The sequence below is a fragment of the Micromonospora sp. NPDC048842 genome (genome assembly GCF_040649935.1).
In the GTDB taxonomy this organism is placed as follows: domain Bacteria; phylum Actinomycetota; class Actinomycetes; order Mycobacteriales; family Micromonosporaceae; genus Micromonospora; species Micromonospora hortensis.
Map to the genome: position 1 here is coordinate 89,160 of NZ_JBEZGK010000002.1, position 21,433 is coordinate 110,592.

General features: G+C 70.9%; 24 protein-coding genes. 19 read left to right on the forward strand and 5 right to left on the reverse strand.

Annotated features, from left to right (window positions below; genetic code table 11):
- The first annotated feature begins 57 nt into the window (after positions 1–57).
- The 9 genes from AB0C19_RS02905 (at position 58) to AB0C19_RS02945 (ending at position 9,037) form a co-directional block, all read left to right on the forward strand.
- Positions 58–1,035 (forward strand): NAD-dependent epimerase/dehydratase family protein, encoded by a 978-nt coding sequence (locus AB0C19_RS02905; protein ID WP_210782732.1) that lies wholly within the window; start codon positions 58–60, stop codon positions 1,033–1,035.
- Between the two features lie 76 nt (positions 1,036–1,111).
- Positions 1,112–2,338, forward strand: a complete 1,227-nt coding sequence (locus AB0C19_RS02910; protein ID WP_357178489.1) for an LCP family protein — start codon at positions 1,112–1,114, stop codon at positions 2,336–2,338.
- Positions 2,339–2,737: 399 nt separating this feature from the next.
- Positions 2,738–3,769 (forward strand): LCP family protein, encoded by a 1,032-nt coding sequence (locus AB0C19_RS02915; protein ID WP_357179475.1) that lies wholly within the window; start codon positions 2,738–2,740, stop codon positions 3,767–3,769.
- A 220-nt stretch (positions 3,770–3,989) separates the two neighbouring features.
- Positions 3,990–4,907, forward strand: coding sequence for an LCP family protein (locus tag AB0C19_RS02920; RefSeq protein ID WP_357178492.1), 918 nt, complete (start codon positions 3,990–3,992; stop codon positions 4,905–4,907).
- Between the two features lie 58 nt (positions 4,908–4,965).
- The gene (locus AB0C19_RS02925; RefSeq protein ID WP_030487745.1) at positions 4,966–5,301 is read left to right on the forward strand and encodes a rhodanese-like domain-containing protein; all 336 of its coding nucleotides are present in this window, start codon (positions 4,966–4,968) and stop codon (positions 5,299–5,301) included.
- Between the two features lie 10 nt (positions 5,302–5,311).
- Positions 5,312–6,100: a glycerophosphodiester phosphodiesterase family protein gene (locus AB0C19_RS02930; RefSeq protein WP_357178496.1), complete on the forward strand. Its 789-nt coding sequence runs from the start codon at positions 5,312–5,314 to the stop codon at positions 6,098–6,100.
- Positions 6,101–6,154: 54 nt separating this feature from the next.
- Complete coding sequence (locus AB0C19_RS02935; RefSeq protein ID WP_357178499.1) at positions 6,155–7,609, forward strand: PAS domain-containing sensor histidine kinase; 1,455 nt, start codon at positions 6,155–6,157, stop codon at positions 7,607–7,609.
- A 61-nt stretch (positions 7,610–7,670) separates the two neighbouring features.
- A complete protein-coding gene (locus AB0C19_RS02940) occupies positions 7,671–8,090 on the forward strand; it encodes an ATP-binding protein (protein WP_357178502.1) in 420 nt (139 codons plus the stop codon).
- 59 nt (positions 8,091–8,149) lie between these two features.
- Complete coding sequence (locus AB0C19_RS02945; RefSeq protein ID WP_357178505.1) at positions 8,150–9,037, forward strand: DUF5926 family protein; 888 nt, start codon at positions 8,150–8,152, stop codon at positions 9,035–9,037.
- Between the two features lie 82 nt (positions 9,038–9,119).
- Here the strand turns inward: AB0C19_RS02945 and AB0C19_RS02950 are convergent, their stop codons facing one another.
- Complete coding sequence (locus tag AB0C19_RS02950; protein WP_091396783.1) at positions 9,120–10,337, reverse strand: arginine deiminase; 1,218 nt, start codon at positions 10,335–10,337, stop codon at positions 9,120–9,122.
- A gap of 163 nt (positions 10,338–10,500) precedes the next feature.
- Here AB0C19_RS02950 and AB0C19_RS02955 point away from each other — a divergent pair, with 163 nt between their 5' ends.
- The 5 genes from AB0C19_RS02955 to pheA all read left to right on the forward strand — a co-directional run bounded on the left by AB0C19_RS02955 (position 10,501) and on the right by pheA (position 13,997).
- Positions 10,501–11,238, forward strand: coding sequence for a hypothetical protein (locus AB0C19_RS02955; RefSeq protein WP_112583868.1), 738 nt, complete (start codon positions 10,501–10,503; stop codon positions 11,236–11,238).
- 169 nt (positions 11,239–11,407) lie between these two features.
- A complete protein-coding gene (locus tag AB0C19_RS02960) occupies positions 11,408–11,866 on the forward strand; it encodes a hypothetical protein (RefSeq protein ID WP_112583869.1) in 459 nt (152 codons plus the stop codon).
- A gap of 75 nt (positions 11,867–11,941) precedes the next feature.
- Entirely contained in the window at positions 11,942–12,331 is a 390-nt protein-coding gene (locus AB0C19_RS02965) for an ACT domain-containing protein (protein WP_357178510.1), read from the forward strand.
- Between the two features lie 207 nt (positions 12,332–12,538).
- Positions 12,539–13,033, forward strand: coding sequence for a hypothetical protein (locus AB0C19_RS02970; protein ID WP_357178513.1), 495 nt, complete (start codon positions 12,539–12,541; stop codon positions 13,031–13,033).
- A 10-nt stretch (positions 13,034–13,043) separates the two neighbouring features.
- Positions 13,044–13,997, forward strand: a complete 954-nt coding sequence (gene pheA, locus AB0C19_RS02975; RefSeq protein WP_357178516.1) for a prephenate dehydratase — start codon at positions 13,044–13,046, stop codon at positions 13,995–13,997.
- An 85-nt stretch (positions 13,998–14,082) separates the two neighbouring features.
- On the opposite strand, the gene AB0C19_RS02980 is transcribed toward pheA, so the two are convergent.
- The 3 genes from AB0C19_RS02980 to AB0C19_RS02990 form a co-directional block, all read right to left on the reverse strand.
- Positions 14,083–14,805 carry an AIM24 family protein gene (locus AB0C19_RS02980; protein WP_357178519.1) on the reverse strand — a complete coding sequence of 241 codons (723 nt, stop codon included), beginning with the start codon at positions 14,803–14,805 and terminating at the stop codon, positions 14,083–14,085.
- A gap of 129 nt (positions 14,806–14,934) precedes the next feature.
- A complete protein-coding gene (locus AB0C19_RS02985; RefSeq protein WP_030487733.1) occupies positions 14,935–15,282 on the reverse strand; it encodes a metallopeptidase family protein in 348 nt (115 codons plus the stop codon).
- 149 nt (positions 15,283–15,431) lie between these two features.
- Positions 15,432–15,863 carry an OsmC family protein gene (locus AB0C19_RS02990; protein ID WP_357178522.1) on the reverse strand — a complete coding sequence of 144 codons (432 nt, stop codon included), beginning with the start codon at positions 15,861–15,863 and terminating at the stop codon, positions 15,432–15,434.
- A 131-nt stretch (positions 15,864–15,994) separates the two neighbouring features.
- On the opposite strand from AB0C19_RS02990, the gene AB0C19_RS02995 reads away from it, so the two are divergent.
- From AB0C19_RS02995 to AB0C19_RS03005, 3 genes are all read left to right on the forward strand, one after another.
- Complete coding sequence (locus tag AB0C19_RS02995; protein ID WP_357178525.1) at positions 15,995–16,732, forward strand: hypothetical protein; 738 nt, start codon at positions 15,995–15,997, stop codon at positions 16,730–16,732.
- 268 nt (positions 16,733–17,000) lie between these two features.
- Positions 17,001–17,822: an HAD hydrolase family protein gene (locus AB0C19_RS03000; protein ID WP_357178528.1), complete on the forward strand. Its 822-nt coding sequence runs from the start codon at positions 17,001–17,003 to the stop codon at positions 17,820–17,822.
- The gene (locus tag AB0C19_RS03005; RefSeq protein ID WP_238687580.1) at positions 17,822–18,634 is read left to right on the forward strand and encodes an HAD family hydrolase; all 813 of its coding nucleotides are present in this window, start codon (positions 17,822–17,824) and stop codon (positions 18,632–18,634) included. The genes AB0C19_RS03000 and AB0C19_RS03005 overlap by 1 nt, the downstream gene beginning before the upstream one ends.
- A gap of 2 nt (positions 18,635–18,636) precedes the next feature.
- Here the strand turns inward: AB0C19_RS03005 and AB0C19_RS03010 are convergent, their stop codons facing one another.
- On the reverse strand, positions 18,637–19,239 hold the full coding sequence (locus tag AB0C19_RS03010) for a bacterial proteasome activator family protein (RefSeq protein ID WP_091396749.1): 603 nt from the start codon (positions 19,237–19,239) through the stop codon (positions 18,637–18,639).
- Between the two features lie 84 nt (positions 19,240–19,323).
- On the opposite strand from AB0C19_RS03010, the gene AB0C19_RS03015 reads away from it, so the two are divergent.
- Complete coding sequence (locus AB0C19_RS03015; protein ID WP_357178533.1) at positions 19,324–20,121, forward strand: alpha/beta fold hydrolase; 798 nt, start codon at positions 19,324–19,326, stop codon at positions 20,119–20,121.
- An 81-nt stretch (positions 20,122–20,202) separates the two neighbouring features.
- Positions 20,203–21,390: an ABC transporter substrate-binding protein gene (locus tag AB0C19_RS03020; protein WP_357178536.1), complete on the forward strand. Its 1,188-nt coding sequence runs from the start codon at positions 20,203–20,205 to the stop codon at positions 21,388–21,390.
- The last annotated feature ends 43 nt before the right edge of the window (positions 21,391–21,433 follow it).

Sequence of the window (21,433 nt, forward strand, 5' to 3'; positions counted from 1 at the left end):
GTACGACGTCAACAGGGGACCCCTTCCGCGAATTCGGCGGTCGGTAGGCTGAGCCGTATGAAGGTTGCTGAGCGCTTTGGTTCCGATCACCGCGTCCTCGTCACCGGCGGAGCTGGCTTCGTCCCGTCGCACCTGGTGGACGCCCTGATCGCCCGAGGCTGCACTGTGGTGGCGCTGGACAACTTCGTGACCGGCTCCAAGGAGAACGTCGCCCACCTGCTGGATCGGCCTACCTTCACCCTCGTCGAAGCGGACATCTCCGACGGCCTGCCGACCCACCACCCGGCGCTGGCCGAGCGGTTCGACGCGATCCTGCACATGGCCTCTCCGGCCAGCCCCACCGACTTCGCCCAGTTGCCTGTGGAGATCCTCCGGGTCGGCTCGGTTGGCACCCTGCACCTGCTGGAGCGCGCGGCCGCCGACGGCGCCCGGTTCCTGATGGCCTCGACCTCCGAGGCGTACGGAGACCCGAAGGAGCACCCGCAGCGGGAGACGTACTGGGGCAACGTCAACCCGATCGGGGTCCGCAGCGTCTACGACGAGGCCAAGCGCTTCTCCGAGGCCGCGACGATGGCGTACCACCGCTACCGCGGGCTCGACGCGGCGATCGTCCGGATCTTCAACACGTACGGCCCGCGGATGCGCCCGGACGACGGCCGCGCCATCCCCACCTTCATCTCCCAGGCGCTGCGCGGCGAGCCGATCACCGTGCACGGCACTGGCAACCAGACCCGGTCCATCTGCTTCGTCGAGGATCTGGTGCGCGGCATCCTGCTGCTGCTCGACTCGACCGAGACGGGCCCGGTCAACTGCGGCACCGAGCACGAGCTGACCATGCGGCAACTCGCCGAGTTGATCGTGTCGCTCTCCGACAGCACCTCGAAGGTGACCTATGTCACCCGCAGCTCGGATGACCCGGAGATGCGCCGACCGGATCTCACGCTCGCTCGTGAACTGCTCGGATACGAGCCGTCGGTAGCGCCCGAAGATGGCCTGCGACGCACGATCGAGTACTTCCGGTCGCGGCTAGGGTAACCAGATCTTCGCGTACCGCCTGCCGCTGAGTGTCGCCTGAAGGCGGCAGTGGCTCCCGCTACGTACCCTGAGTTACATGTCCGCGACCTCGTCAGCCGGCGTCCCGCATCCGTACCTGCACCGCAGCGCCGGGCGCGCGTCGGTGCCCGGCCCCGATCGGGGCGCCTCCGGGCGCGCCCGTCCGACCGAGGCGCGCTTCTACCCGTCGTACGACGAGGAGCAGCCTCGCTCCGGCGGCCCGGCGGGGCCCTCCGGGCCCGGCGGCCCGGGTGGCACCGGCGGGTCGGGGCGGCGCGGCCCGCGACCGCGCTGGGGACGGATCGCCCTGGTGGCCGGGGCCGCGGTGCTGGTGCTGGCGTTGCTCGGCAGCGTCGGCGCCTGGTTGTACGCCCGCAACCTCAACAGTGACCTGGCTCGCACCGACCCCTTCGCGGAGATCACCGGTGGTCGGCCCGCCAAGACCGTCGATGGCGCGCTGAACATCCTGCTGGTCGGCAGCGACTCACGGGACCCGGACGCGCCGGTCGACAGCAAGAGTCAGTGGCGCGCCGACACGATCATCGTCATGCACATTCCGGCCGACCACCAGGAGGCCTACCTGGTCTCCATCCCCCGGGACCTGTACGTGCCGATCCCGAAAAGCGCCGGCGCGGACTGCGGCTCCGGCTCGCGCGCGAAGATCAACGCAGCGTTCGCGTTCGGTGGGCTGCCGCTGGCGGTACGCACCGTGGAGTGCTTCACCGACGTTCGGATCGACCACGTGATGGCGATCGACTTCGGCGGTTTCAAGGAGGTAACCGACGCTCTCGGCGGGGTGGACCTGAAGGTGGAGCGCACCATCACCTCGATCCACAAGCCGTACCGGACCTTCACCAAGGGCACCAACCACATGGACGGTGCGGAGGCACTGGACTGGATCCGGCAGCGGAAGCAGTTCCCGGACGGGGACTTCGCCCGGATGCGGCACCAGCAGGAGTTCCTTCGGGCGCTGATGGACAAGGCGGCCAGCACCGGCACGCTGGCGAACCCGAAGAAGCTAAACGATTTCCTCAAGTCGGTGACCGCAGCCGTAACCGTCGACCAGACTTTCTCGGTTACAGACATGGCGCTGCAGTTCCGTAACCTGCGCGGCCAGAACCTCACCTTCGTGACCAGCCCGAACTCCGGCAGCGACACGATCAACGGTGAGTCGGTGGTGGTGTCGGACCGGGAGAAGGCGCTCGCGATGTACCAGGCCATGTCCGCGGACACGATGGCCGACTGGGTCAAGGCGAACCCGCCGAAGAGCAACGACGGCGGCTGACCGCGGCCCGGCTGGCACCAGCCGTTCGGGTCATCGAGCAACGACGATCGACTGAGTCTGGAAAAATCGACGTCCGGATTGACCCGGGATGAACTCGCCAAGTCGATTTGATGTACGTACAGTGGTGCCGCCCCCTCCTGATCACGAGCTGGAGCACGCATGCCGGTTCAGGCCAGTCGTCGCCCTTCTACCTCCGGGTCCGCCGCCCCCAGCGGTCGAGTCGCTGCGGCCATACCCGCGCAGGCACGCCCCTCGGGGGGCGGGCCAGGCTCGCGTCCGCCCGGCAACGGCGGTGGCGGCGGTGGCGGCGACCGCCCGGGTGGCGGTGGTTCGAAGAAGCGGACCAAGCGCAAGGATCCGCTCTGGGCCAGGCTGACAGTTGTCTTCGGTGCCGTGCTGATGCTGAGCAGCGGGGTGGCCATCGTCGGCAGCAAGGCGTTGATCGGGCAGGCGACCGGCGGCATCGCGAAGGGCAACCTGCTGGGTGATGCCGGCAAGTCCGACGCCGAGGGCGGTGCGAGCCTGGACGGCCCGATCGACATGCTGCTGCTCGGCGTGGACGCGCGGGAGCGCTGGGCCGCCGACGACGTCCGCTCGGACAGCATCATCATCCTGCACATTCCGGCCACGCATGACCAGGCGTACCTGATCTCGATCCCCCGGGACACCGAGGCGCAGATCCCCGCGTTCAAGAAGAACGGCTACGGCGGCGGCTCCGGAAAGATCAACGCCGCGTTCCAGGCCGGTGCCGCCAACGGCGGCGGCTGGGAGGGTGGCGCCCAGCTGATGGCCCAGACGATCAAGCGGCTCACCGGGATCAGCTTCGACGGCGCGGCGATCATCAACTTCGGCGGCTTCAAGAACGTCATCGACACCCTGGGCACTGTGCGGATCTGTGTCAGCCAGGAGGTCAAGTCGCTGCACATGTCGTACGTCGACGGCAAGCCGATGTGGAACGCCGACGCCAAGAAGACCGGCAAGCAGCGGACCCCTGTGGTGCACAAGAAGGGCTGCCAGGAGATGGAGGGTTGGGCCGCGCTCGACTACTCCCGGCAGCGCAAGTCCCTCAAGAACGGCGACTACGACCGGCAGGCCAACCAGCAGCAGCTGATCAAGGCGATGGCGAAGAAGGCCACCGAGGGCGGGATGTTGTCCAACCCGGCCAAGATGAACAACCTGATCAAGGCGGCGGGCAAGGCGTTCGTGCTGGACACGGGCGGCGTGCCGATCGAGGACTTCATCTTCACCATGCGCGGGGTCACCGGCAACGAGCTGACCATGCTCAAGACCAACAACGGCACCTTCCACGCCAACAACAACAACACCGAGGGCTTGAGCGAAGAGACGATGGCGATGTTCCAGGCGGTCAAGCAGGACAAACTCGCCGAGTTCGTCTTCACCCACCCTGAGGTGATCTCCACCCGCAAGTGAGGCCGGGAGTCGCGGAAAGCCAGCGACCGTCCCCTCACCGCCCGTAGCCTGACGTGAGCAGGTTTCACGTATCGGCTGCGGGGAGGCGGACACGTCCAGGTGGGGACGGAACGCAGCGGACCGGGCCGGAGCGGCCGCGTCCGCCCGGTCGCCCAGCGCCCGTTGGCCGCGGATCCTGCTCGGCATCGGCCTGGCACTCGTCCTGCTGGCGGGGCTCGCCGTGGCCGGGCTCAAGACGCTCAGCCACCGCTACGACCGCACGGTGACCAAGGAGCAACTGCTCGACGCCGACGCCCGCACCGAGCGCACCGACCTGGACGGGCCGCTCAACTACCTCCTGGTCGGCTCCGACCGGCGCCCGGGCGACAGCGGCCCCGACCAACGCTCGGACACTATCCTCATCGTGCACGTCCCCGCCGGGCAGCGGGAGGCGTACCTGGTCTCCATCCCGCGTGACCTGCTGGTCGCCATCCCGCCCGCGAACGGCTTCGGCGGCGGTCAAGACAAGATCAATGCCGCGTACGAGCACGGCGGCGGCGGGCAGGGCGGCGCCCAACTGCTCTCCGCCACCCTGCACCGGCTCACCGGAATCCGGTTCGATGGCGCCGCGCTGATCGACTTCTCCGGCTTCCGGAAGGTCATCGACCTGCTCGGCGGAGTGGAGATGTGCGTGGACACCGAGGTCCGCTCGATCCACACCAAGCGGGTCTTCCCCACCGGCTGCCACCAGATGGACGGCGCGCAGGCGCTGGACTACGTCCGACAGCGCTACGACCTGCCCGGCGGTGACTACGACCGCCAGCACCACCAGCAGCAGCTGCTCAGGGCAATGTTGGACAGCGCCGGCAAGGCGGACCTGCGGAGCAACCCCGTCAAACTGGACCAGGTGCTCCGGGCGGTCGGCGGCTCGTTGACCGTCGACACCAACGGCGTACCCCTGGAGGACCTGCTCCTCGCGCTGCGCGCGCTGCCGCCCGACGGGATGCGCGGCGTCCAGGTGCCCTCCTCGCCGCAGACCATCGACGAGGTCTCGTACGTGGTGCTGGACAACGGCGGCAACGGGCTCTTCGAGGCGCTCCGCGGTACTCGGGTGCCGGCCTGGGCGCAGGCCAACCCTCGCTGGGTGACCCGGTTGTGACGGTGCCGACGGCCCGGTCGGTGCCGAACCGGGCCATGAGGATCTAGTGTTGCTTCCTGTGTTCGGACCCCAGGTTCCCACAGTGCCCGTGACCGAGATCGCCGACGAGACCTACCTGCTGGATGTGCGGGAGGACGACGAGTGGGCGGCCGGCCACGCGCCCACCGCTCACCACCTGCCGATGATGGAGCTTCCGGCCCGGCTGGCCGAGGTGCCCACCGACCGGGAGGTGGCTGTCGTCTGCCGTTCCGGCGGGCGTTCCGCCCAGGTCGTCGCCTACCTGATCAACAACGGCTGGGAGCAGGTGCGCAACGCCGACGGCGGGATGCGTCAGTGGGCTGCGGTCGGCCGACCGGTGGTCGACGCGAACGGGCAGCCCGGCCAGGTCATCTGAGGCCGGCGCAATGGGCGGGCCACTGGTCTTCGCGCACCGCGGCGCCTCGTTCGACCTACCCGAGCACACCCTCGCCGCGTACCTGCGCGCCCTCGACGAGGGCGCCGACGGTCTGGAGTGCGACGTCCGGCTGACCCGGGACGGGCACCTGGTCTGCGTGCACGACCGTCGACTCGACCGCACCAGCAACGGTCGCGGTCTGGTCAGCGCGCGTACGCTCGCCGAACTGGACGCCCTGGACTTCGGCTCGTGGCACCCGGGCAGCGCCCCGGACGGCGACCTGCCACCGGATGAGTCACACACCCGGCTGCTGACCCTGGCCCGCCTCCTGGACGCGGTGCTCGCCGCCGGGCGGCCGGTCCGACTGCTGGTGGAGACGAAGCACCCGTCCCGCTACGGCTCGAACGTGGAACGGCGACTGGTCAACCTGCTGCGCCGGTACGGGCTGGCCGACCCCGCGCCGGACGACAGGGTGCAGGTCACCGTCATGTCGTTCTCCCCGCTGGCGGTCCGTCGGGTGCGCGAGCTGGCACCGACGCTGCCCACCGTGCTGTTGCTGGAGGTGCTGCCGCGCTGGCTGCGGTTGGGTCGGCTGCCGTTCGGCACCCGAATCGCCGGGCCGGGCATCGGCCTGGTCCGGGCCCGCCCGCAGTTGCTGCCCGCACTGCGCGCGGCCGGCAACCAGGTGTACGTCTGGACGGTCAACGAGCCGACCGACCTGGAGCTGGTGCTGGCCGCCGGGGTGGACGGGATCATCACCGACCGGCCCGCGTACGCCCTCGCCCGGCTGGACCGCTGACCCATCGACCGGGCGGGGGTGCCCAAAACCGGGTCGGCGGGGCAGACTCGGCACATGCCGGAGCGTATCGATTTCCCCGCTCTCCTCGCCGGCCACACCGTCGTGATCGAGATGATCAATTCTGGGGACGCGGGCCTGCCGGTCCTCACCCAACTGCTCCGGGTGGCCCAGCCGGCGCTCGGCGCGACCGGGATGGCGTTCGTCGAGTTCGGTCCTACCGGCGGTCGCGTCATCGCCGCGACCGGCGCGGCGGAGTGGGCCCTCGGCCGACCGCTGGCTGTTGACGACCCGGACACCGTCTGCCTGCTCTCCGGACCACGGGTACGCCAGGCGCGGGTGAGTGACCTCAACGGCAAGCTGGCCGGCGAACTGGCCGGCAGCGGCCTGCGCCGGATGGTCGTCTCCCGGGCCGAGATCGGCGGGCACACAGTCGGCAGCCTGCACGCGCTCTATCCGGGCGACGACGAGCCGGGCGCCGAGCAGCAGGGGGTGATCGCCTATCTCGCCTCCTGCGTCGGGCACATGTACGGCGACCAGAGTGGCCTGCCGGTGCACGGCGACGGCCCGGTGGTGGCGGCCCTCGCCGACGGGCTGGCCGTCGTCGACCGGGACGGGCACGTCCGGCTCTGGAACCCGGCCGCCGCCCAGGTCACCGGCCGGACGGTCGAGCAGGCGCTGAGCCGCCCACTGCCGTTCCCGTTGCCGCCCTCCGGGCAGGTTCGGGACCATCGGATGCCGGACGGCCGCTGGCTGCGAATCACCTCCGGCGACCTGCCCGGCCCGGGAACGTTACGGGTGGTCACCTTCCGCGACATCACCGACCAGCAGCGCCGCGACCACGACCGCGAGCTGTTCGTAGCGGTGACCAGCCACGAGCTGCGTACGCCGGTCACCGTCATCAAGGGGTACGCGGACACCCTCACCGACCACTGGGAGTCGCTGACCGACGTCGACCGACGGCAGGCGGCCCGGGTGATCGGGCAACGTGCCAACGAGCTGGCCCGGCTGGTCGACCGTCTGCTCAGCTCGGCGGCCGAGGTGGGGCCGGGCGACGACCCTCCCACCCCGTTCGACCTCGGCGAGGCGCTGCGCTCCGCCGTCGTCGACCTGCCGGCGGAGCTGCGCCGCCGGCTGGTGCTCCGCCTCCCGAGCGATCTGCCCAAGGCGCTCGGTCATCGGCCCAGCCTGGCCACCGTGCTGACCGAGTTGACGACCAACGCCGGCAAGTACTCGGCACCTGGTTCTCCCATCGAGATCACCGCCTCGGGCGACGGTCACCTGGTGGCATTCCGAGTCAGCGACCAGGGCATCGGCATCCGACCCGAGCACGTGGAACGGGCGTTCGACCGGTTCTGGCAGGGCGAGTCCGGCGACCGTCGCGGCTACCCGGGGGCCGGGCTCGGCCTCTATCTCGTCCGCCGGATCGTTGAACAGCAGAATGGATGGGTATCCCTACGTCCGAGGACCGGCGGCGGTACGGTCGCAGAGGTGCGGCTACCACGCGGTTGACCAGGGGTGGCGCGACGTGGAGGCGACGGTGGCAGCGGCAACGAGGGATCGAGCCTGGTGCGTGGTGGTACCCCACCACCCGGGCGGAGCACGGCTGGCCCGACACCGCCTCGCCGCCGAGCTGACGGATGTCGTACCCCCGACGCTCCTCGCGGACCTGATCGCGGTGCTCGCGGAGCTGGTGGGCAACGCGGTGCGACACGCCAGACCGCTGCCCGGCGGCGTGATCCGGGTTGCCTGGCAGTTACGGCCCTCGGCCGAGGGCGCGCTGATCCAGCTTCGGGTCACCGACGGCGGCAGCGCGAGCACCGGGCCACGGCTCCGAACGGCAAGCCCGGACGCGGCGGACGGGCGCGGGCTGCACATCGTGGCCGGCCTGGCCACCCGTTGGGGCGTCGAGCAGGATGGCATGGGCCAGCGTGTCTGGGCGGAGTTCGAGCCGGTTCCGACACCTCGACCCGACCTGGTGCCGGCGGGCTGAGAACGGCTCGGGCGGGTCCCGGTCACGGCGAGCCGCCCGGGGCTCTAGGCTGTGACGCCGTGAGTAAGCGTCGAAAGAGCCAGCGCGCCGCCGCCGACACCACCCCCCGTCGCGACAAGGTGCGGGACGTCTTCGTGCCGCGTCCGTTCGACGGGTTGGTCGACGAGTCCGAGTGGATCGCGCTGCGCGAGTTGGTGCCCGCCGCCTCCGCCCCGCTGCGGCTGGCGCCCGCTCTGGTCGAGGAATTCGGCGACCGGACGGCGACGCTCGCCACGGTGCTGCCCATGGCCGCCCCGGCGATCACCAAGCCGGACGGCCGGGTGCTGATCGGTCTCCAGCGCCACCAGCAGTCCGGTGACGTGTCGCGGGATCTGGCCGACGCGTTGCTCAGCGCGCTGCGTACCGAGCCGGGTGGCCAGGTGGCGGTGCCGCCACTGCCCGGCCCCGGGCCCCGGCTGCAGGACATCCTCGTGGACGGTCCGCTGGACATCACCATGCACGAGGGTTTCGACTTTTGGCTCGACCCCGGCGCCGCCGACGATCCGACCGTCCAGGCGTCGCTGGAGCGGGCGAACGCGGCCATCTACCCGACGGTCCGGCTGACCTCGGCGAAGGCCGCCTACTGGTGTCAGGTCCCGGAGAAGGCCCACGTGCGCTGGGTGCTGCCGGACGACGAGGACGCCGCCCTGGACGCGCTGGCCCGACTCGGCGCGGCCGGCACGCTGACGCTCGGCGAGCAGACCAAGTTCGCCGGCATGTTCCGCGCGCACGGTCGACTCGTGCCGGTCTGGGACCTGCCGGAGGAGACCCCGGCCGCCGAGTGGGAGGAGCCGGTGGCGCAGTTCGCCAAGCGGTACGCCGAGGCGCTCACCGTCACCGACCCACTCGACGCCGCCGGCCGCCGTGCCCGTCAGGGGCTGCTCGGCCGCCAGCTCACCCTGCGCTGAGCGGGCACCATCGCTCCGCACCCGCCGTGCGGCGGGTGCGGTCGTCCCGCTCAGCCGGGCGGTGGGTTTGATCGTCGCGAGCTCAGCCGGCGACGGGTAGCGGGTCGCGGGTGATCGGGCAGGACATGCAGCGCGGTCCGCCCCGACCGGAGCCCAACTCGGAGCCGGCGATCGGGATCACCTCGATGCCGGCCCGCTCCAGTTGGGCGTTGGTCTCCGTGTTGCGCTCGTAGCCGACGCAGAGCCGGGGGGCCAGCGCGAGGGTGTTGTTGCCGTCATCCCACTGCTCACGTTCCGCGGTGACCGGATCCAGCCCGGTGTCGATGACCCGGAGCAGGTCGAGGTCCATCGCGTCGGCGGCGGCCCGCAGGAACGGCGCCGGCCCGTCCACCCGCGGGTCCTCGCCGTCCCCGCCGGCGATCACCGTGTACGCCGACAGCGTGCTCGCGATGTTGGGGTACATCAGGACGGCGTCCACGTCGACCATCGTGCACACCGTGTCCAGGTGCATGGTGGCGCGCTTCTGGGCGATCGGCACCACAAGGATGGTGTGGGCCAGGCCGGCGGCGAAGACCTGCCGACCGAGGCGTTCCGCGCCGGCCGGGGTCGTCCGCTCGCCCACCCCGACCGCCAGCACCCCGGGCGCGAGCAGCAGCACGTCCCCGCCCTCCAGGTGCTCGAGGCTGGGACGGTAGACGAATTCGGTGCCGGCGAACCTGGGGTGGTGGCGGTAGATGGCGTCGGTCAGGGTGGTCTCGCGACGGCGGGCCGGCATGGCCAGGCTGGTGACACCGACCCGGTCGCCGATCCACAGCGACGAGTCGCGGGTGAAGAGCAGGTTGGGCAAGGGGTCGATGACGAAGTCGTGTCGGTCCATCAGTGTGTAGACCAGTCCACCCGGCCGCTCGGAGCTGATCCGCAACTCCTCGTGGGCCAGCCCGGCGGTGAGCACGTCGGCCAGCGCTGCCGGGTCCAGGTAGGAGAGGTGGTCGGCGACGCGGGCGCGTAGCGTGTCGCCGAGCCGCCGGGAACGCAGCACCTGCTCGGTGAGTTCGGCCCGGGCGTCCGCGACGGCCAGCGTCTCGGCCAGCAGGGTGGCCAGGTAGAGCACCTCGACGCCGCGCTCGCGCAGGGCGGCGGCGAACGCGTCGTGCTCCTCCTGGGCGCGCCCCACCCAGGGGATCGCGTCGAACAGGAGCGAGTCGTTGTTGCGGGGGGTGAGCCGGGCCAGTTCGGGGCCGGGCCGGTGCAGCAGTACGGTGCCGAGCCGCCCGACTTCACTGTCGACGTAGTGGGTCACTCCCGCAGCGTAGGGCAGGGTTTAGCGGCATCCGAGAAAAGAACTGTGGATGAATATGGCATTCATCCACAGTCACTCCGGCGCTCCGGCTTGCAGAACACCGGTAGTGGCAACGTAGGGTAGTGAGGACATAACTTCGAGGGACCTTTTGCCGGAGGTCGCGATGACTGTCTTTCCCGCACGACGAGCCGTACCGTCCGCTCGGGCACTGCCGCCCGTCGCGGTGCCACACCCCCGCGTCGAGGCGCCGGGGGTTCTCGAACCGGTCCGTCCGACACCGCTCGAATGGGCCCGCCGCCGTCGGGCCGAGCGGGGTGCACGCCGCCTGGAGGCGGCCGGGGCACGGGCGTTGGGCCAACTCGACCACCTCGGGCCTGCCTGGCACGTGATCGAGTGGCCGCGCACCGACGTGACAGACGTCCTCGACCGCGGTCAGGACGAGCGAGCCGGGTTCCTCGCCATCGGGCCGAGTGGTCTGTTTGCCGTGACCATCGCCGACCACGGCCGTGCCCGGGTGCTCGTCGCCGGAGACGTGGTGCAGATCAACGGCAAGCGACCTCCGTACGTGGCCGAGTCCCGCCGGGACGCCAAGCGGGCCAGCAAGGCGCTCTCCGAGGCGGTGGGGCTGCCCGTTCCGGTGACGCCGGTGCTGACCTTCGTCGGCTCGGGCGTGATCAGCGTCTACGGCCTCCCGAAGGACTGCCTGATGGCCACCCACCGGGAACTGGACCGGCTGCTCGTGGCCGGCGGCAGCCGGATCAGCCCCGCCACCGCCGAGAAGCTTTCCCGGGTCGCACAGCACCCGGGCACCTGGCTGAACGGCACGTACCGTCCAACCGCCGACTACCGGTGGTACGACGAGGGCCGAACGGCCGCTGACAAGCCGGCCCACCGCCGGTAACGTCACCGGCGACGCCACGCGGCTCCGGTCCCCCCGTTCACCTCACCGGTCTCCGCGCCGTCACCGGTCGCCTCGGTTCACGCTGCGCGCCCCGGTGACCCGGTGCGCTCGGTGATTCCGTCGGCGACCCGCTAGCGTGGACAGTCGATCGGTGCACATAGGAGGCGCGGTGGCCCACGTCGAACTTTCGCTCTCGGAAGCGTTCGTGCCGGCGGCGCGGGCCTCGACAGAGCCGGAGTCCGACAACGTCGGCCAATGGTCGTCGACAGTCTCCCGGGCCGACGAGCCGTGCCTGCTGATCGACGCCGACACCCGGGTGGTGGCGATCTCCACGGCCGGTTGCGAGCTGCTCTGTCTCGGTGAGCCGGCCGGGCTGATCGGGCGACCGTTGCTCGATGGCGGGCTGCGCCTGCTCGACTTCACCGCCAACCGGGGCGAGCTGACCGAAGCCGAGATCGACAAGATTCCGCCCCTGCTGGCGCTCTCCTCCGGCCGACTCGCCCGTGGGCTACTCAGGGTGCAGGCCGCCTCGGCGAACAGCTCCGACGCGACAGTTGACGCGATCTCCACCCCGGTGCTCACCGACGGCACCGTCGCCGGCTCACTCACCTTCTTCTCCGAGGTCTGACCTGCGGCGCAGTGTGGCCTTCGCCGCACGCGGCGTTGCCCGGATGGGTCCGCACGAAGGCCGTAGGGTGCCCTCATGCTCGATATCGCTCTGCTGCCGGGGGAATACGCTGTGTGCCGGCTGGCCGCTGGCACCACAGTGCCGTACGCGCTGTCGAGCGGGCTGCGCGGCGCGGACGTGGTGACGGTGAGCTGGACCTCCGACGGGATCTCTGTGATCTGCCCGACCGAGCGGGCCCCGGCACAGGCCGTGGTGGAAACGACCTGGCGCTGCCTACGGGTCACCGCCCCCGTGGCGCTGGCCGGCACCGGCAGCCTGGCCGCGCTGGTCGACCCGCTCGCCGAGGCACGGGTCAACGCCGTCACGTTCTCCACGTTCGACACCGACTATCTGCTGGTGCCGACCGTCCGGCTGACCGAGGGCACGGCCGCGCTCCAGCGCGCCGGGCACCGCGTCACCGGCTGACCTTCTCCCGTTCGGCCGCTCACCCTACGATGGGCTCGGCCACCCCGGCCGCGACGAATTCTCCGATGTCCCGAGGATCGGCCCGTGCCGTTCACCCCACCCCCGCCCGCGTGCCCCTCGCCGCGGTCGACGATCCACCCCTCACCGGCGACCCCTGGCCGGGCAGCCGATCGCGTTCCGGCGCGGGGCCTCGCCCGAGTCCTGCCGATGGCGCTCGCCGTCGCGGTGCTGGCCGGCTGTGGCGCCCCACCCGGGCTGGGGGAGCCGACCAGCGTGCCCACACACACCGCAGCCCCGACACCGTCCGGCCCGAGCACCGCACCGTCCACCCCGCCGACCACAGCGCCGTCTCTCGGTACGGTCACGCCCACCCCGGACGCCGGGTTGGTCGCGACGGCCTGCCGCAACGGGCCGACCGGCCAGCGGGTGCTGCAACTGCTGCGCGGCAGGGCCGGAGTGCTGCCGGCGAACGTCCGGGTCCAGGTCCGCACCGGGCCGCTCTGCGCCGGTGACTGGCAGTTCACAGTGCTGACGGTGACCGGGCACGAGGAACTCCAGGTGGTCACCCGGGGCGAGCCCGGTTCCCCGGTGCTGGTCACCGCCGGCACTGACGTCTGCACCATCGAGGTACGCGCCACCAGCCCGGCCGGGATCCGCGCCCTCGCCTGCGACGCCGGCCCGGCCAACGGGCCGGGTGCGTAGGCTGATCGGCATGCCGGGAACACCGCCGACACGTTTCGTCTTCCTCGGGCCGGAGGGCACCTTCGCCGAGCAGGCCCTGCGCTCCATACCCGCCGCCGAGCGCGGCACCCGTACGCCCGCTCGCAGCGTCGGAGAGGCGCTGGACAGCGTCCGCACCGGCGACGCCGACGCCGCGCTGGTGCCGCTGGAGAACTCGATCGGCGGCGCGGTGGGCGTCACGTTGGACGAGATGGCCGAGGGCGAGCCGCTGGTGATCACCCGGGAGGTGATCCTGTCGGTGGAGTTCGTGCTCGCCGCGCGGCCCGACACCCCGCTGACCGCGATCCGCACCGTGGCGGCCCATCCACAGGCGTCCACCCAGTGCCGGGGCTGGTTGCGCGACCACCTGCCAGACGCCGTGGTGGTCGACGTGCTCTCCAACGGAGCGGCGGCCGCGGGTGCCGGCACTGGCGAGTACGACGCGGCGATCTGCGCACCGATCGGAGCCTCTCGGCACCGACTCACCACACTCGCCGACAAGATCGCCGACCACCCCGACGCGGTGACCCGGTTCGCGCTGGTGTCCCGCCCCGGGCCGCCACCACCGCCGACCGGTGACGACCTCACCTCGCTCGCGGTCTACATCGCCCACGACCGGGTCGGCGCGCTGCTGTCCGTACTGATGGAGTTGGCCGTCCGTGGGGTCAACCTGACCCGGATCGAATCCCGGCCGACCGGCGAGGCGTTGGGCCGCTACGTCTTCTTCCTGGACTGCACCGGCCACGTGGCCGACGTACGCCTGGGCGAGGCGTTGCAGGGGCTCCGCAGGGTCTGTGCCGACGTCCGCTTCCTGGGCTCCTATCCCCGGCACCGGTGGGCCGAGGCGGGCGAACGCCCGGTGCCCGCGCCGGCGGGCCTCTCCGACGTCGACTACGCCGACGCGGCGGCCTGGCTGACCCGCCTGCGTACCGGCGAGTTGACCTGACCGGCGCGGAGCGCCCCCACGTGAAGGGGAGCGCCCGCGCCGCTGCGGTCGGAACGACAAATCGGGTGCGGCCAGCCGCTCCCGGTCAGCTCAGCAGACCGCCGAGCAGACCGCCCTCCTGCTGCTGCTGGCCACTGCCCATGACCGGCGGCTCCTCGGACGGCTGCACCACCACGAAGCCCTGACCGGCGAAGCTCATGGTGAACGACTCACCGGTGCGTCGGCCCAGCAAAGTGCCGAGGCCCATCTGCTCGGCCCGGTGGTAGCCGGTCTGGAGGTTGGCCGACCAGCAGACGGCGGCCTGCGGGTCGACGTACGTCGGGGCGTCCACGTTCAGCACCACCGGGGTGCCCTTGGTGGTGATGGCGATCCGCCCGTAGCCGCTGAACACACAGTTGAACAGGCCGGACGACGAGGCCATCCCGGCGCCGCCGACCATCCTGATGTCGTACTGGAGGGTCGAGTCGAAGGCGAGCACGCTGCTGCCGTTGATGGAGAGGGCGTCGCCCGGCTCCAGGTCGATGATGTGCACGTCCTTGGCCAACTCGGCGAGGAAGACGTCACCCTGCCCGGTGACCTTCATCAGCGGGACGCCCTCGCCGGTGAGCTTCTGCTTGAGGAACTTGCCAAGGCCGCCTGAACCCAACGCCTGGAACTGCACATTCCCCTGGTAGGCGACCATCGACCCGACCCGGGCCATCGCCTCGCCGTTGAGCTCGATCTTCAACATCTTGGAGTTCTGCAACCGCATGCCGGGCTGCGCGGACTCCTTCTCCAGATTCTCCGCGGAGAACAGCTCGCTGCGCATGAAAGGGCCTCCTGAATAGGGTCGCGTTCGCTGCACCGACGGTAGGCGACCTCGGCAAGCACCGGCCATCGGACAGGCGGCGCGGCGCGGCGGATCGTGCGGCGGCGCGGGCGGGTCGAGCGCGGAGGCTCAGCCCCAGCCCAGCGCGTGCAGGCGCGCGTCGTCGATGCCGAAGTGGTGGGCGATCTCGTGCACCACTGTCACCGCCACCTCGTCGATGACGTCCTCGTCGTTGTCGCAGATCCGCAGGATCGGATGGCGGTAGATGAAGATCCGGTCGGGCAGCACGCCGGAGTAGTCCCAACCGCGCTCGGTGAGCGCATGCCCCTCGTAGAGGCCGAGCAGGTCGACCTCGCCCGGTGGCGGGTCGTCCTCGACCAGGATCACCACGTTGTTCATCAGGCCGAGTAGTTCTTCGGGCACCTCGTCGAGGGCTTCGCCGACCAACTCCTCGAAGCGCTCACGGCTCATCTCCACCGGCACCTCGCCCATTGTGCCCGACGCGGGGGCACGCGGCCCGGTCCTGCCGTACGGCCGTGGCCGTCATCCGCACATGCACGGAAGAAGCGACCACCCGGGACCGGGTGGAGGCTCCTTCCGTGGACGTACGGTGTGGGCCGGCTGGCTCAGGCAGCCAGGCGGGCGTTGAGGGTGATCTCGGCACCCGGCGAGAGCAGGCGGGAGATCGGGCAGTTGGCCTTGGCGGCCTCGGCGAGCTTCTGGAACTCCGCGTCGTCGATCCCCGGGACCTGGCCGACCGTCTCCAGGTCGATCCGGGTCACGGTCATGCCGGCGTCGGTCTTGTCCAGGTGCACCTTGGCGGTGGTCTCGACCGAGGTGGCCGTCGAGCCCGCGTCGGCAAGCGCCTTGGAGAACGCCATCGAGAAGCAGCCGGCGTGCGCGGCGGCGATCAGCTCATCGGGGTTGGTGCCCTCACCCTCCTCGAAGCGCGACTTGAAGGAGTAGTTGCCGGACAGGCCGCCCTTACCGGTGCGGATGGTGCCCGCGCCCTCGGTGAGATTGCCCTGCCATTGTGCTGAAGCGGTACGGATAGGCATGGGGCAAACGCTAGCGGAAAGGCGACCGCCGAGCGACAGACCGGCGCGCTCGCCAGCCCTGCGATCCCTGTCACCACCAGCTTGCTGTGCCATGATGCGACCCAGGTCCGTGACCGGCGGAAGGGTGGCCGATGTCCGAGGAGCTTCCAATCCCGCGGCAGGGCGACCGATCCGAGGCCCCGGCGGTGATCGAGTGGGGTGCCGACGAGCCGGCCCCGCGACGCCGCTTCACGTGGTCCCTGGCCGACTTCGCGCAGGATCCTCGGCTGCCCCTCCTGCTCGCCGGTCTGGGCGCGGTGGCCGCGATCGCCTCGCTGGTCGGTGAGTGGCTGGTGATGAACCTGCCGAACGGCGGGCCCGAGGGAAACACGACGATCAAGGTGCCCGCCGGGGTGTCCGAGGTCGGTGGCTTCGGGGTCGGCTACCTGGTCGGGCTTCTCGCTCTCGTCTGCACCGTGGCGCTGACGTTGCGCGGCACTGCGGCCGTGCGGCCGAACGCCCGGCTGGCCGGTCTCACACTGGCCGGCGGCCTGCTGGCGCTGCTGGTGGCTGCCACGGCCAGCCTCGACAACCCCGGTCAGCGAAACTTCTTCTACTCGCCCCAGGACGGCTTCCAGGTCGAGTACGGCCGTGGGTTGGTGATGGCGTTCGTGGCCTGTGTGCTGTTCGCGGCCGCCTTGCGGTTGACTCCCGCCGCACCCCCCGGCGGGTTCGGGCCGCCGCACGACGACCACCCCGCCGACCCGCCGGCACCGCGGCCCTGGCGCCGCCGCCGAGACCCCGACCCGATCGAGGACGGCCTCCCCGCCCCAGCCGACCTGACGGTCACCCCCGCCGCACCCTTCGCCCGCCCCGACCCCCAGCCCTAACCCCACCCCACCCCCGCGCCGATCTTGCATTTTCTGTCCCGGCATAGGGCCCATAAGTACGCGAAACGGCAACCGAAAGTGCAAGATCGCGCGGTGAGGTGTGGGTGGTGCGCGCGGGACACCTCACCGGCGCTGAGGGTTGGCGTCCGATTCGCCTGGAAGCCATGGATGCGACCCGTTCCGCGAGGTACGGTTGCTGCCCGCCGTCACTCCGGGACTCGGTTTCCCTGACCCTGGCGGTGCGACGGCGGCGGGCGAAGGAGGAACGATGACCCGCCCGGGACTGCCCAAGTTGATCGCGACCGACCTCGACGGGACGCTGGTCCGCAGCGATAACACCGTCTCCACGTACACCCATGGGGTGCTCGACCGGGTGCGCGCCGCCGGAATTCCGGTGGTCGGCGCGACTGGACGCGGCCCTCGGTTGACCGAGTTGACCCGCAACGACATCCGGGCCGCCGACTTCCTGGTGATGGCCGGCGGCGGACGAGTGGTCGACCAGAGCGACCCGAGCGGCCCGGTGGTGCTCCGCGACGAGCGGCTGCCCGCCGAGGTGCTGGCCCGGCTCCTCGCCGACCTGGAGGCAGAGGTCGGCCCGCTGACCGTGATGGTCGAGGCGTCCGACGAGCACGACGCCCCGCTGTGGGGCGACTACCACGAGAGCTGGCCCTACCAGGACCGCTTCGAGGCGCGCACTCGCGACGAGTGCCTCGCCTGCGACGTGATCAAGGCGTTCGCCCGGACCGCCGACCACCACGTGGACGAGCTGCTGGCGGTGGCCCGCCGGATCGTCTCGCCGCAGGTCGCCACTCTCACCCAGGCCGGGCTCGGCTTCATCGAGATCTGCCCGCCGGGCGTTGACAAGGCGACCGGGCTGACAGTGGTGGCGCAGACCCTCGGGGTCGACCCGGCCGACGTGCTGGTCTTCGGTGACATGCCCAACGACCTGCCGATGTTCGAGTGGGCCGGTTGGTCGCGGGTGGCAGTGGCCAATGCCCACCCCGCGCTGCGCGCCGCCGCCGACGAGGTGACCTTGCGCAACGACGACGACGGGGTGGCGGTGTATCTCGACCGGCTACTGTCCCGGTAATGGGAGACACACCCCGCCTCATCGCCACCGACATCGACGGCACGCTGATCCGCGACGACCACACAGTCAGCCCACGCACCGCCGACCTGCTCGCCCGGATCGCGGCGCGAGGCACGCCGGTCGTCCTGGTCACCGGCCGTCCGGTCCGCTGGCTCAAGATGGTGTACGACCAGCTCGCCCGGCCGCTGCCGGCGGTCTGCGCCAACGGCGCCGTGGTCTACGACCCGTTCGAGGACGCTGTGGTGCGTGCTGACCCGCTCGCACCGCACCACCTGGCCGAGGTGGCCCGGAGGCTACGCGCCGAGGTGCCCGGGATCAGCTTCGCAGTGGAGATCCTGGACAGCCGGGAGATGCGGCACGAGGCGCACTACCCGCTGCGCTGGGACGCCGACGCCAACGGCATCCGGCCGATCGAGACGCCGGAGGAGTTGCTGTCGGTCCCGGCGGTGAAGCTCCTCGCCCGAGCCGGCGAACAGGACCCGGACGCCTTCGCCGAGCTGATCGGCACGGCGGTGGCGGGGTTGGCCGAGGCCACGCACTCGTCGTCCTCAGGGCTGGTGGAGATCTCGGCGGCCGGGGTGACCAAGGCGGCGGGACTGGCCTGGTACTGCGACCAGCTCGGAGTGGCCGCGGCGGACGTGCTGGCCTTCGGCGACATGCCCAACGACGTGCCGATGTTGACCTGGGCCGGGCGTGGTGTGGCGGTGGCCAACGCGCACCGCGCCGTCCTGGCGGTCGCCGACGACGTGACGACGGCGAACACCGAGGACGGCGTGGCGGCGTACCTGGAGAAGATCTTCGGGGTGGACTGAGGTCAGAGGTACTGACCGGTGTTGTGGCCCTCGCCGCCGCCCGGCTGGCCGATGCCCGGCATCCCGGGGACCACCCCACCGGGGCCGCTGGGCAGCGCCTGCCGGCCGCCGCGCATCTGCTCCAGCTGCACCCGGGCGGCCATCTGCTGGGCCACCAGGGCCGCCTGGATGCCGTGGAACAGGCCCTCCAGCCAGCCGACGAGCTGGGCGTGCGCGATCCGCAGCTCGCCCTCGCTGGGGGCCTTGTCCTCGGCGAAGGGCAGCGAGATGCGCTCCAGCTCGTCGCGCAGCTCGGGGGCGAGGCCCTCCTTGAGCTCGACGATCGACCGCTCGTGGATCTCCCGCATCCGGTTGCGGCTGGCGTCGTCGAGAGGCGCGGCCTTCACCTCCTCCAGCAACTGCTTGATCATGCTGCCGATCCGCATCACCTTGGCCGGCTGTTCGACCAGGCGGGTCGGGTCCTCGCCCTGGCCCTCGTCGGTCTGCATCGTGCCGATCGGCCGGCCGTCCGGACCAACCACCACCACGGTGCCGGAGTGGCCGGAGTCGTCGGGGCCGGGCTCGTCGTTCTGTCCAGCGGAGCGCGCTTCGGTCATGGGGTCCATCTTTACCCAGCGGGCGGGAGCCATGCCGCCCGGGACCGACTACCGGGGCCGAACCACCCGGGCGGGGCGCGCTACCGTCGCGCCATGCCTGTCGACCCGCGCGCCGTGTTGACCCGGCCCGCACCGGAGCCCGACCGGACAGTGGCGTACGGCGACCACCCGGATCAGGTGGCCGATCTGCGCCTCCCGGCGGGAACCGGGCCGGCCCGGCCGTTGGTCGTCGTCCTGCACGGCGGCTTCTGGCGGGCCGAGTACGACCGGCGGCACACCGGCCCGCTGGCCGCGGCCCTCGCCGCTGACGGCTACCCGGTGGCCCAGCTGGAATACCGCCGCACCGGGCAGCCCGGGGGTGGCTGGCCGGGCACCCTGACCGACGTACTCACCGCGGTGGCCGAGCTGCCGGTGCTGGCGGCCGAGGCGCTGCCCGGCCGGGTGAGCCTGGCCCCGCCGATCCTGGTCGGGCACTCCGCCGGCGGCCACCTGGCGCTGTACGTGGCGGCCACCGCCCCGGCAACGGTGGGCGGGGTGCTCGCCCTGGCCCCGGTGGCCGACCTTGGCGAGGCGTACCGGCGGGATCTGGACTCGGGCGCTGTCGCCGCGCTGCTCGGCGGCGGCCCGGCGCAGTTCCCGGACCGGTACGCGAGCACGGATCCACGAATGTTGGTACCGATACGAACACGGACAGTAGTTGTTCATGGCTCTGACGATCACCAGGTTCCGGTGGAGATGAGCCGGGATTTCGTCACGGAGGCGCGTGTCACAGGTTCCGATATTTCCCTTGTTGAACTGCCCGGATGCGAGCATTTCGGGCTGATCGACCCGGAGGCCGACGCCTGGCCTCAGGTCCTCGCCGTGTTGCGGTCCCTGCACGATGATCACTAGCCATTGACGCAGCGTCGCGGACCAGGTAGAACGCCGGTGGGGCGGTGTTCGGCCCTGTAACGCTTCCTTGGAAGGAACTCGGTGTCGCAGATGAATCGCAGGCGGGCGCTCCAACTGTTGGCCGCGCTCGGTACCACCGGGTTCGTCACCGCGTGTGGCTCAGACGGTGACGCCGAGCCGACCGCCGACCGGGGCCCGATCAAGATCGGTTTGATCACGCCGCAGGCTGGTGGTTTCAAGAGCATCGGCGACGACATCACCAATGGCTTCCAGCTCTTCCTCGACATGCACGACCAGCGGCTGGGCGGCCACCCGGTGGAGCTGTTGACCGCCGACGAGGGCGACACCGCGAAGACGGGCAAGGCTGCCGTCGAGGGCCTGCTCAAGCAGGGCGTGCTCGCGCTCACCGGCGTGGTCAACTCGGCGGTGATGGTCGGCATCCGGGACACCGTGGAGCAGGCCCGGGTCCCGCTGATCGGCTCCAACGCCTCACCGAGCAGCCTCCAGAGCGTCTTCTACATCTGGCGGACCTCGTACGTGCTCGACGAGGCCGGCAAGGCGCTGGGCCGCTACCTCCGCGACCAGCTGCCGGCGAACGGCCGCGTGGCGATCATCATGCCGGAGAACGTCGGCAGCCCGGACGTGGTCCGTGGCTTCCGGCAGGACTTCGGCACTACCGATCCGCGGATCGGCGACCCGGTGACCTACACCAGCGCCACCTCCAACCCCGGCAAGACGACGTACGCCTCGGACATCAGCAAGGCGCTGGCCAAGAAGCCCACAGCGGTCTTCTGCTTCTTCGCCGGAGCGGCCGCTGTGGAGTTCATCAAGCAGCTGCGCGAGAAGTTCGCCGGGCCGATCTACGCACCCGGCTTCCTCACCGAGGGCGCCGTGCTGGAGAACCTGAAGGACAACGCGCTGGGCATCCAGACCGCGCTGAACTACTCGGCCGACCTGAACAACACGTCGAACCGGGTCTTCGCCTCGGCGTACCGCAAGAAGTACCAGGTCACCCCCACCACGTACGCGATGGCGTCGTACGACGCGGCGCAGGTGCTCGACCAGGCCATCCAGCTGACCGGTGGGAAGCCCACGCCGCAGCAGGTCAACCTGGCCCTGGGCAAGATCGGCCAGATCGACAGCCCGCGCGGCATCTGGCAGTTCAACCAGCCGCGTACCCCGCAGCAGAAGTGGTACCTACGCGAGGTGCAGCGCGACGGTCAGGTCATGTCGAACGTGCTGATCAACGAGCTGGCCACGCTGGGCTGAACGCCCACCCGGAACACGATTCGGGGCCGGTCTCCCAGTGGGA

Bases quoted from the DNA above. Each gene is read 5' to 3' on its own strand.
- AB0C19_RS02990 (WP_357178522.1), bottom strand. From the start codon at position 15,863: ATGCCTATCCGTACCGCTTCAGCACAATGGCAGGGCAATCTCACCGAG.
- AB0C19_RS02935 (WP_357178499.1), top strand. From the start codon at position 6,155: ATGCCGGAGCGTATCGATTTCCCCGCTCTCCTCGCCGGCCACACCGTC.
- AB0C19_RS03000 (WP_357178528.1), top strand. From the start codon at position 17,001: ATGACCCGCCCGGGACTGCCCAAGTTGATCGCGACCGACCTCGACGGG.
- AB0C19_RS02930 (WP_357178496.1), top strand. From the start codon at position 5,312: ATGGGCGGGCCACTGGTCTTCGCGCACCGCGGCGCCTCGTTCGACCTA.
- AB0C19_RS02980 (WP_357178519.1), bottom strand. From the start codon at position 14,805: ATGCGCAGCGAGCTGTTCTCCGCGGAGAATCTGGAGAAGGAGTCCGCG.
- AB0C19_RS02905 (WP_210782732.1), top strand. From the start codon at position 58: ATGAAGGTTGCTGAGCGCTTTGGTTCCGATCACCGCGTCCTCGTCACC.
- AB0C19_RS02915 (WP_357179475.1), top strand. From the start codon at position 2,738: ATGCTGAGCAGCGGGGTGGCCATCGTCGGCAGCAAGGCGTTGATCGGG.
- AB0C19_RS02955 (WP_112583868.1), top strand. From the start codon at position 10,501: ATGACTGTCTTTCCCGCACGACGAGCCGTACCGTCCGCTCGGGCACTG.
- AB0C19_RS02995 (WP_357178525.1), top strand. From the start codon at position 15,995: ATGTCCGAGGAGCTTCCAATCCCGCGGCAGGGCGACCGATCCGAGGCC.
- AB0C19_RS03010 (WP_091396749.1), bottom strand. From the start codon at position 19,239: ATGGACCCCATGACCGAAGCGCGCTCCGCTGGACAGAACGACGAGCCC.
- AB0C19_RS02965 (WP_357178510.1), top strand. From the start codon at position 11,942: ATGCTCGATATCGCTCTGCTGCCGGGGGAATACGCTGTGTGCCGGCTG.
- AB0C19_RS03005 (WP_238687580.1), top strand. From the start codon at position 17,822: ATGGGAGACACACCCCGCCTCATCGCCACCGACATCGACGGCACGCTG.
- AB0C19_RS02970 (WP_357178513.1), top strand. From the start codon at position 12,539: ATGGCGCTCGCCGTCGCGGTGCTGGCCGGCTGTGGCGCCCCACCCGGG.
- AB0C19_RS03015 (WP_357178533.1), top strand. From the start codon at position 19,324: ATGCCTGTCGACCCGCGCGCCGTGTTGACCCGGCCCGCACCGGAGCCC.
- pheA (WP_357178516.1), top strand. From the start codon at position 13,044: ATGCCGGGAACACCGCCGACACGTTTCGTCTTCCTCGGGCCGGAGGGC.
- AB0C19_RS02910 (WP_357178489.1), top strand. From the start codon at position 1,112: ATGTCCGCGACCTCGTCAGCCGGCGTCCCGCATCCGTACCTGCACCGC.